At 56.4% G+C, this 10,625-nt stretch carries 5 protein-coding genes; all 5 read left to right on the top strand.

The features are described from left to right. Nucleotide 1: 1 nt before the first annotated feature. The 5 genes from RDN79_RS08390 (at nucleotide 2) to RDN79_RS08410 (ending at nucleotide 10,313) form a co-directional block, all read left to right on the top strand. The gene (locus RDN79_RS08390; RefSeq protein ID WP_298548133.1) at nucleotides 2–1,060 is read left to right on the top strand and encodes an efflux RND transporter periplasmic adaptor subunit; all 1,059 of its coding nucleotides are present in this window, start codon (nucleotides 2–4) and stop codon (nucleotides 1,058–1,060) included. After that, nucleotides 1,057–4,266 (top strand): efflux RND transporter permease subunit, encoded by a 3,210-nt coding sequence (locus RDN79_RS08395; protein ID WP_298548136.1) that lies wholly within the window; start codon nucleotides 1,057–1,059, stop codon nucleotides 4,264–4,266. The genes RDN79_RS08390 and RDN79_RS08395 overlap by 4 nt, the downstream gene beginning before the upstream one ends. Nucleotides 4,267–4,359: 93 nt before the next feature. After that, nucleotides 4,360–4,683, top strand: a complete 324-nt coding sequence (locus tag RDN79_RS08400) for a hypothetical protein (RefSeq protein ID WP_298548140.1) — start codon at nucleotides 4,360–4,362, stop codon at nucleotides 4,681–4,683. 17 nt (nucleotides 4,684–4,700) lie between these two features. Then, a complete protein-coding gene (locus RDN79_RS08405) occupies nucleotides 4,701–9,530 on the top strand; it encodes an efflux RND transporter permease subunit (protein WP_298548144.1) in 4,830 nt (1,609 codons plus the stop codon). 69 nt (nucleotides 9,531–9,599) lie between these two features. Further along, nucleotides 9,600–10,313, top strand: coding sequence for a hypothetical protein (locus tag RDN79_RS08410; protein WP_298548146.1), 714 nt, complete (start codon nucleotides 9,600–9,602; stop codon nucleotides 10,311–10,313). The last annotated feature ends 312 nt before the right edge of the window (nucleotides 10,314–10,625 follow it).

Raw genomic sequence — 10,625 nt, forward strand, 5'->3', positions numbered from 1 at the left:
TATGAATATGAACTATACAGTCACATCCCTCTTATTGTTTGCCCTGTTGGCGACCGGTTGCAATCATCAGCCGCAGAGTACGCAGAACGATATCGCCACGCCCGTGTCGGTAACGGAATTGAAGAAAGGCTCTATCAGCAAGCTGGTCAATACGACCGGGACGGCACAGCCAACCTGCGGGGTAACGCTCAATTCCGAAATGAGCGGCCTCTATAAGCTGCAAACCAATCCCCGTACAGGCAAGCCCTTTAAACTGGGCGATATCGTCTCCAAAGGACAACTGATCGTCCGCCTGGAAGACCGGGAATACGAAAACGGCATCGCTATCGACGCCAAGGAGTTGAGCCTCGAAATAGCCGAGCAGGAACAGGTGAAGCAGAAAGCCCTGTATGAGAAAGGCGGTGTGACGCTTAGCGAAATGCGTAACACGGAAGTGAAGGTGACGAACGCCCGCTACGACTACGAGAACGGCAAGCTCAATCTGGAGAAGATGAATGTCAGAGCGCCTTTCGACGGGGTGATCGTGGACCTGCCCCACTACACGTCCGATGTCCGTATCGAACAGGGAAAACCGGTAGCCGGCATCATGGACTATGCCCGCATGTACATGGATATCAACCTGCCGGAAAGCGCTATCGGGTATGTGAAAGCGGACCAGCCGGTCTATATCACCCATTATACGTTGCCCGAAGATACGATCCGGGGAGTGATCAGCGAACTGTCGCCCGCCATCAGTTCCGAAACCCGTACCTTCAAAGGGAAGATACTGATCCGGAACGAGGGGTTGAAGCTCCGTCCCGGTATGTTCGTCAAAGCGGATATCGTGGTGGACAAGGCGGACAGTGCCATCATCATACCGAAAGACGTGATCCAGTCCAACCGCCGTGTCAAATACGTTTATGTCGTCGAGAAGAACACGGCTTTGCTCCGCGAGCTCAAGACCGGGCTGGAGGACGACAAGAGCATCCAGGTGCTGGAAGGGCTGAAAGAGAACGATAACCTGGTGGTGAAAGGTTTCGAGACATTGAAAGAGAATGCAAAGGTAAAGGTTCAGAGATGAAAAGGATGATCAAATTTGCGGTAAGCAAACCGGTTACGATCTGTATGCTGGTACTGGCGATCCTGCTGTTGGGCAAGATTTCGTACGACCAGTTGGCGGTCGACCTGTTGCCCGACCTGAATAATCCCCGCCTCTTCATCGAGCTGAAGGCAGGTGAACGTCCGCCGGAGGAGATCGAGAAGCAGTTTGTCAAGAACATGGAGTCGATGGCGATCCGGCAGAGCGACGTGACACAGGTATCGTCCGTGATCCGTGCCGGTTCCGCCCGCATCACGGTCGAGTACACCTGGAAGAAAGATATGGACGAGGCTTTTCTCGACCTGCAGAAAGCCATGAACCCTTTTGCCCAGAACAAGGATATCACCGAACTCAAGATCACGCAGCACGATCCGAACCAGTCCCCCGTCGTCCTGATCGGACTTTCGCACCGCAGCATTACCGATATGGCGGAGCTTCGGAAGGTGGCGGAGAGTTATATCCGTAACGAGTTGATCCGTCTGGAAGGGGTGGCGGATGTCACGCTGTCGGGTGACGAGGTCAGTACGCTGACGATCCGCACCGACCCTTATAAATTGGATGCCTTCAAGCTGACGATAAATGACCTGTCTTCCAAGATAGAGGCGAACAACCAAAGCATATCCGGCGGCCGTGTCAGCGAGTTGGGCTTGCAATACATCGTCAAGAGTTCGAGCCTGTTTGCGACGGAGCGCGATTTCGAGAATCTGATTGTCGGCTACAAGCCGGTTACGGCCGAGACGGGCGGGACGGCAGCAGCGGGGACTTCCGGCGCGGTCGTTTCATCGTCTGCGGACAAAGCTCCGATCTTCCTGCGCGAAGTCGCTACCGTCAGCTTCGAGAATGCCCGCCCGGAAAATATTGTCCGCATCAATGGCGAGCGCAGTATCGGGTTATCCGTTTATAAGGAGATGCGTTTCAATACGGTGAAGGTCGTCGATGGCGTGATCCGCCGGTTGGCGGTTATCGAGCAGGCGTTGCCCGGCTACCGTTTCCAGGTGATCACGAACCAGGGAACCTTTATCAAGAACGCGATAGGGGAGGTGAAGAGCAGTGCCGTCCTGGGGATTATCCTCGCGGTGGTGATCCTGTTCGTCTTCCTACGCCGCCTGGGGACGACGCTGATCGTCAGCCTGGCGATCCCTATTTCCATTGTCGCCACGTTCAACCTGATGTTCTTCAACCATCTTACGCTGAATATCATGACGCTCGGCGGATTGGCCCTCGGAGCCGGTATGCTGGTGGACAATGCGATCGTGGTGATCGAAAGCATTTTCCGTAACCAAGAGAAAGGGATGACGGTGCGTGAGGCCGCCATAACGGGAACCTCCGAGGTGGCCGGTGCGGTCATGGCCTCGACGCTGACGACGATCGTCGTCTTCCTGCCGATCGTCTACCTGCATGGCGCCTCCGGAGAACTGTTCAAGGATCAGGCCTGGACGGTGACGTTCTCGCTGGTATCGTCGTTGTTTGTGGCTATAGGGGTGATCCCGATGCTATACGACCGGATTACCGGACGTCCCAACCCTTTCTCGCGCTTGACGCGTGATCGCAAGGAAACCGACGGTGATAGTGCCGGTTCGCCTGCTTCCCCGCGTCGGGCGCGGGGACAAGGGATCCGGATTGCCGCTTACAGTCCCTTGTTGCGCACCCTGCTCCGCCGCCGTTGGGGGGTGATCGGCTGCGCTTTGCTGTTGTTGGTGATAGCGGGGTTGTTGGTTCCCTTTATCGGTACGGAGTTCATGCCGAGAGCAGGGAGCAGGGCCTTCTCCGCCGTTATCAAGTTGCCGGAGGGGACCCCGTTGGAGCGCACCGCTTCGGCTGTCGGGAATTTGGAGGAGCTGATGCGTGCTGTCTCGCAGGACTCCCTGTGTACGGTCTACAGCCATATCGGATCGGGCAGCGGTTCGGAGAATGATATATTCGAAGGCGAGAACACGGCTGTCATGAAAGTGATCCTTTCTCCCTCCTGCCCGGTTCCGCCCGAAGAGGTGATGGCGCGGTTCGTCCGGACGACCGAGGACACCGAAGGGCTGGAAGTCACCCTGAAACAGGAAGAGAACTCCCTCAGTTCCCTTTTGGGAAGCGAAGGAGCCCCTATCGTGGTCGAGGTGAAGGGGGAGGAGCTGGACGAGATCGGCGCCGTCACCGCTGAAGTAATGGAACGGATAGCCGGCATTCCCGGAATCTATAACCTCCGTTCGTCCGTCGAAGACGGCGCCCCGGAGGTAACGGTCTCCGTCGACCGTACGGTTGCCGGCATCCATAATGTCAGCGTCTCGACCGTCATCGAACAGTTGAAGCAGCAGCTCGGCGGTCTCGAATCCGGCAAGATGGAATACCGGGGAGAGATGCGGGATATCCTGATCAAGGTGCCCGATATCACCTTGCACGACCTCGGCGGGTTGGTCATACGAAACGGCGAGAAAGAGTTCCGCCTGCAGGAGATCGCCACGATCACCCGTTCGCAGGCTCCGAAAGAAATCTTCCGGCGCGGGCAGAACCGCATCGGCAAGGTGACGGCCGACCTCGGTGCGGGCTATTCGCTCGACAAGGTGGCGGACGGGATACGCCTTGCCGTGAAAGATATCGACCTGCCTGCCGACTACTCGGTTACCGTCACCGGCGAGGAAGAGAAGCGGCAGGAATCCATGAACAGCCTGATGTTCGCCCTTGTCCTCTCGGTGATCCTGGTCTATATGGTGCTCGCCTCGCAGTTCGAGTCGCTGTTGCACCCCTTCACGATCCTGTTGACGATCCCGTTGGCGGTGGTAGGAGCGGTCCTGCTGTTCTTCCTGACGGGGACGACGATCAACATGATGGGAGTGATCGGCATCGTGATGCTGGTCGGTATCGCGGTGAACAACTCGATTATCCTGGTCGACCGCATCAACCAGTTGAAACAGTCGGGGATGGAGCTGACGGATGCCATCGTCGAATCCGGCCAGCAGCGTATCCGCCCGATCCTGATGACGACGCTCACGACGATCCTCGCCCTCCTGCCGATGACGTTCGGCTTCGGCGAAGGCGCTTCGCTCCGTTCGCCTATGGCGATCGCGGTGATCGGCGGGTTGGTGACTTCGACCGTCATGAGCTTGGTGGTGATCCCCTGTGTGTATGATGTGTTTGAAAGGATGAAAAGGGGGAAAAACCGTATTTCCGGGGGAGACTGTCCGAAAATTCGGTCATAGCTTACGTTATGTTATGATTTTAGGCACGGATTTCACGGATTACACGGAAAAGATAAAGAAAAATCCGTGAAATCCGCGTAATCCGTGAAATCCGTGCCTAAAAGAAAGTATAACACGGGGTTCGGGAAGGTGGATCGCCTGCCGTTGGAGGCGCCGAAGGGGTTCGGGAAGGTGAACGGCGGGCCGTTGGAGGCGCGAACCTTGGTTCCGAGGCCGAACCGCCCGCCGTTGGAGGTTCCGAAGCCCTTCGGAAGGGCAAACCGCCTGCCGTTGGAGGTTCCGAAGCCCTTCGGAAGGGTGAACCGCCCGCCGTTGGGGTTCCCGAAGCCCTTTGGAAGGGCAAACGGCCTGCCGTTGGGGTTCCCGAAGAGGTTCGGAGGGCAAACCGCCCGCCGTTCGGATATTTGTCATGAATGATCATAAAGAAAAGCGATATGAATTTTTTACTACATAGAAGGATTGCCATCTGCATGCTGTTCATAGCCCTGACGGGGTTGGGCTACGTGTCGTACAAGCAGTTGCCGGTCGAGCTGTTGCCCAATGCGGAGCTTCCGATGCTGTTCGTGCAGGTCGCGTCGTCGCAGGATATGGACCCGTCGTATGTGGAGTCGGAGGTCGTGATCCCCCTCGAAGGAGCCATCGGCACGATCGGCGGGGTGGAGCAGATCGAATCCCGGATCGACAGCCGCCAGTCTTCCATCAAGATCGACTTCAAGCCGAATGTCAACTTCAAGATCACCGCCCTGAAGTTGCAGGAGAAGATCAACGAGACCGCCTCCTCGCTTCCCGAAGGCTTTACGGTACAGGTGCGGAAGGTCGATGTCTCGATGCTCAGCGGCGGCTTCATGTCGCTTCAGGTGCGCGGGTCGGGCGGTACGGACCGCGTCCGTAACTTAGTGGAGAAAGAGATACGGCCCGATCTGGAAAACATCGACGGCATCGCCTCCGTCAATGTCTATGGCGGACGTGAGAAGGCCATCGAGGTGCAGCTCGATCCCGATGCCTGCAAAGCCCTTAATCTGACTCCTTCCGGTATCGGCAGCCTCCTGACGCAGAATACCGAGGAGAAGGCCTTCGTCGGCTATGCCAACGAGCCGGACGGGAAATACTTCGTCCATGTCAACTCGCCTTATACCGAAGTCTCCGACCTCGAAAACATCGTCGTCGCTCCCGGTCCCGTCCTGCTGAAGGACATTGCGACGATTTTCTTCGATATGAAGGAAGAGACGAGCTATAGCCGCGTGAACGGGAAAGAGGCCGTCTCCGTCTCCCTGCTTGCCGATTCGCAGGCGAACCTGATCGGGCTTTCCCACCGGACGGTCGAAGTGGTCGACCGCCTGAACGAACGGCTTGCCCCGCTCGACCTGACGATCGTGGTGGAGAACAACCAGGCCGAGACGATGGAAGACAATATCGACCAGATTATCCGTCTCGCTTTCGTCGGCGGCCTGCTTGCCGTCGTCATCCTCTGGCTCTTCCTGAAGAACCTCCGGTTGGTGTTCTTCATCGCCCTGTCCATCCCGATCTCCGTCTATACGGCGTTCAATTTCTTCTACGGGGCGGGGATTACGATCAACAGCCTTACGCTGGTCGGCATGGCGCTGGCGATCGGCATGTTGCTGGACAATAGCGTGGTGGTATTGGAGAACATCTACCGCCTCAATGCCGCCGGAAGCACGCCCGAACGTTCCGTGACGCAAGGGACGCGCGAAGTCTGGCGTTCCATCCTCGCCGCCACCTTGACGACGGTCACGGTCTTCCTGCCCTTCGTCTTTTCCGACAATTTCCTGATCAAGTTGATGGGCCACCATATCGGCGTCTCCATCATCTCGACCCTCCTGATCTCCCTGGCCGTCGCCCTTCTTTTCATCCCGATGGCCACCTATACGGTGTTGCGCCGCCCTTCCCTGTCCCCGCGTCCTGTGTCCCCGCGCTTGACGCGGAGCCGTAAAAAGACAGGTCGTCTCGAAGGATTCCGTAAATGGCTCGAACCGATGCGGTCCCGGCTCAAGGGCGGGGACACTGTCTTTTATGAGAAGGTGTCTGTCACGCAGCGGCCGGTACAGATCTATCTGGTGCTGTTGAAGACCTGTATGCGGAATCCCGGCGTGACGGTCTTCGGGGCCGTCATCCTGCTGTTCCTTTGCCTGATCCTCTCTGTCTCCCTGGATATCCAGGACCGGAAAGAGGTGGAGAGCGACCGGTTCGGCATCTATGTGACGATGCCGACCGGCAGCACGTTGGAGAATGCCGACGAGGTGGTCCGTGTCATAGAAGGACGCCTTGCCGGGTTCCCGGAGAAGCAAGACCTCATCAGCCGTGTCCGGGAAACGGATGCCGAGCTGACGTTCGTCCTCAGGGAAGATTACCGGGAGATCGGGAGACGCAGCATCTCCGACATCAAGTCCGACGTGCAAACCCGTCTGCGGAATGTGAATGGCGCTGAAATATCCCTTTCCGAAGCCGGGAGCGGCGGCGGGCAAGGATCCGTCTTGGAAGGTGGAGGCGGCATGTCAGGCATGTCCGGCTTCATGCGCCTCTTGGGGATCGGCGACAACCGCGAACGCATCGTGATCAAAGGCTCCGATTTCGACCTTATGCAGCGGGTGGCGGAGGATTTCCGCTATTACCTCGACGAACAGGAGTTCATCCGCACTACCCGTGTCTCCTACAACAGCCGCCAGCCGGAGATCCGCCTCGGTTTCGATCCGGTCCTGCTGACCTCCTACGATATCTCCCGCCAGAACATAGCCTCCGGCCTCACGTCGTTGAATCCGGAGATTTCGTCCGGCACTTCCTTCAAGGTGGGGGAAGACACCTACGATATCATCATCCGCAACCGTTCGAACGGCACGGAAGAAGAGCGGGAGGCGGAGAAGGAGCGGGAAAAGACGGTGGACGACCTGCGCGAAGTCCGCATACCGGGCGCTTCCGGCGGCTTGCACAGGTTGCAGGATATCGCTTCCGTCGACTATGGACGCGGACGTGCCCGCATCACCCGTGTGAACCAGGACAAGCAGATCGAGCTGTTCTATTCTTTCTCGCGCGACGTCGAAGAGTCGAAAGACCTCCTCGAAGGCTACCGTTCGGATATCGACCGGTTGGTGTCGGGCTATAACTTGCCTTCGGGCGTGGCGGTCGAGGTGTTTCATGAAGAAGAGATGCTGGCCGACTTCAAGTTCCTGCTGTTGGCGGCCTTTATCCTGATCTTTATGATCCTGGCTTCGGTGTTCGAGTCCTTTGCGACGCCGTTCGTTCTGCTGTTCTCCATCCCGCTGGCTGCGATCGGTTCGCTGCTGGCCTTGTTGCTGACGGGCAACAGCTTGCTGAACAATGCCAACGTGATGGTCGGCTTCCTGATCCTGCTGGGAGTGGTGGTCAACAATGGCATTATCCTGATCGACTATGCCAACATCCTGCGCCGGCGCGGGTATCGCCGCAACCGGGCGTTGATGACGGCCGGGTTGTCGCGTATCCGTCCGATCCTGATCACCTCCATCACGACCATTGTGGCCCTGTTCCCCATGGCGATGGGCAACTCGGAGTATGCCGGGGCGATTGGGGCGCCGTTTGCCATCACCGTGATCGGCGGTCTTTCCTTCTCGGCGTTGCTGACGCTGATCCTGATCCCTACCGTCTGCATGGGGCTGGAAAATACGTTGGCGTGGTATCGCGGTCTTTCTCCGAAGATATGGGGGTTGCACGGCGTGCTCTTTGTGGCGGGTGCGGGCTGTATCTGCCTCTATGGCGGCAGCCTCCTGTGGCAGTCCGTCTACGGGGTGGTCTTGTCGGCCGGTATTCCGGGCGTGACCTATTTTATGCAGGCAAGCCTGCGCCGCGCCCGTTCGAAGGTGATCGACCCGGAGGCGGACATCCGGATTTCCGTCCGCAACTTGGTGAAGATATACGATTGGCCGGGACGCGTCAGCCGCCAGTGGCGGAGCGGCCGGCTGATCCGCCGGCGGTTGGGGATCGACGGCGAATGCCATTCGTTGAAAGACTTTATAAATGTGAGCTGGCAGTTTGCCCTTTTAGGGTTCGGGATCTGGTTCACCTGGTTCTTTGCCGACAGCCGGCTGTGGATCTTTATCCTTTCCTTCGCGGTCTATGCGGCTGCCCTTTACCTGTGGCGGAAGGTACGCGAATACCTCTACTGGCGGTTTGCGGGGAGCCGGGCGGTGAAGCATCTCAACCGCATCCTCTTCTGGAGCATCCCGCCGCTGATCCTCTTCGGCCTGTTCCGCAGGTTGGACAATCCGAACCTGGTGGGGACGGTCGGGCTGGTGTGGGCGTTCTGTATCGCTGTCTACGTAACTTCGGGCTATCTCTACGAGAAGGAGATCAATATCGAGCGTGTGAAGGGGCGTTTCGCCGGGCTACGCCGTTCGTGGTTCCGCATGGTCAAGGGGATTCCTTTGATCGGCAGGCGGAAGCGTCCGTTCAAGGCGCTCCGTGGCGTATCGTTCGAGATCCGTACCGGCATGTTCGGCTTGTTGGGGCCCAACGGGGCAGGCAAGTCGACGCTGATGCGTATCGTCTGCGGCATCCTGGAGCAGAGCTACGGCAGTATCTGGATCAACGGATTGGACACGCGTGTCTACCGGGAGGAGTTGCAGAGCCTGATCGGTTTCCTGCCCCAGGAGTTCGGGACGTACGAGAACATGTCGTCCTGGGAATTTCTCGACTACCAGGCGATCCTGAAGGGCCTCGTCGACAGTACTGTCCGCCGCGAACGCCTCGAATATGTCCTGAAAGCTGTCCATATGTACGACCGCAAGGACGAGAAGATCGGTTCTTTCTCCGGTGGTATGAAACAGCGTATCGGCATCGCCCTCATCCTGCTGCACCTGCCGCGCATCTTGGTGGTGGACGAACCGACTGCCGGACTCGACCCGCGCGAGCGCATCCGCTTCCGTAACCTGTTGGTGGAGTTGAGCAAGGATCGCATCGTGATCTTCTCCACCCATATCATCGAAGACATATCCAGCTCGTGCAGCCAGGTGGCCGTGATCAATAAGGGCAGCCTCAAGTATTTCGGCGATCCGGTCGATATGGTCGGCATGGCGGCAGGAAAAGTCTGGCAGTTCGATATCGATAAGATAGAATTTGAACAGGCATTGGATAAGTCCCGCATCGTCAACCATATCCAGAGGGACGACCGGATCCGCGTCCGTTACCTCTCGTCCGCCTCTCCTTATCTGGGGGCGGTACAGGTGGAACCGAACCTGGAAGATGCTTATCTTTGCTTGTTGAAAGGACTTTAAAAATTTATGATTTATAATTTATGCGTCGGTGATCAATCATAAATTATAAATCTCAAATCATAAATCATTATGACACTGAAACAATTCATATCCCTCTTGCCCCGCCTGGTTAAATATAACCTGAAGATCATCTTTGCCGGGAAATTCATCTGGTTCCTGCTGGCGGCGTTCCTGTTCTTTGGCTATTTCATGTTCCAGACCGCCTGGAGCCGGTCGGAGGTCAACGAAGGGGTGGTCTATAACCTCCTGATGTTCCCTTGTGTCCTGTTGGTGTTCTACCCTGCCGTTTTCGGCATCCAGAACGATGAGGACAGCCGGATACTGGAAATCCTGTTCGGCATCCCCGACTATAAATATAAGGTATGGGGCATCCGCCTTATGATGATCTATGTGGCGGTCTTCGCGATCCTGGTCGTCTTCTCCTGGCTGGCTACGCTCTTGCTCTATCCCGTCAATCCTCTTGAGATGTCGGCGCAGCTGATGTTCCCGATCCTTTTCTTCGGGAACCTCGCCTTCATGTTTTCCACCATCACCCGCAGCGGCAACGGGACTGCCGTTCTGATGATCGTCATCGGCATCGCCCTGCTGATCTTCAGCAACACGCCCCTTATCGAACGTTCCTTCTGGAATATCCTCCTCAATCCCTTCTCCATCCCCCGCAATTTCCTGCCGGTCATCTGGGAAGGTATCATCATCAAAAGCCGCATCTTCCTTCTCACCGCCGGCATTGTCTGGATGCTGATCGGCCTCCTGAACTTACAGAAGAGAGAGAAGTTTGTCTGATCGTGCGGGTCATGCAAGGAAAATATAAACGTAACAGCTTGAAAAACAGTAAATCTTACCAGCCAAAAACTGTATAGGGCGGACATGCGGAATCTGCGGAAACTTATTCCGAAAATGCTGTTTTGTGAAAATACATTTAGAAAACTGTCGGCAGGTTTTTGTGAAAAAACGTAAGCGTTTTTCCTGAAATACTAATATATTTTGATAATCAAACCTTATTTGCAAATCAAAAATCTATCCTAAAAATGACTAAAAAAAACGATCGTTTATTTTAGTCATCAAAAGTCAACATTATTTTTCAATCCTCCAAAC

This window comes from uncultured Parabacteroides sp. (genome assembly GCF_902493135.1).
In the GTDB taxonomy this organism is placed as follows: domain Bacteria; phylum Bacteroidota; class Bacteroidia; order Bacteroidales; family Tannerellaceae; genus Parabacteroides.

Excerpts from the sequence above, each read along its gene's own strand:
- RDN79_RS08410 (WP_298548146.1), top strand. The coding sequence starts at position 9,600 with ATGACACTGAAACAATTCATATCCCTCTTGCCCCGCCTGGTTAAATAT.
- RDN79_RS08390 (WP_298548133.1), top strand. The coding sequence starts at position 2 with ATGAATATGAACTATACAGTCACATCCCTCTTATTGTTTGCCCTGTTG.
- RDN79_RS08405 (WP_298548144.1), top strand. The coding sequence starts at position 4,701 with ATGAATTTTTTACTACATAGAAGGATTGCCATCTGCATGCTGTTCATA.
- RDN79_RS08395 (WP_298548136.1), top strand. The coding sequence starts at position 1,057 with ATGAAAAGGATGATCAAATTTGCGGTAAGCAAACCGGTTACGATCTGT.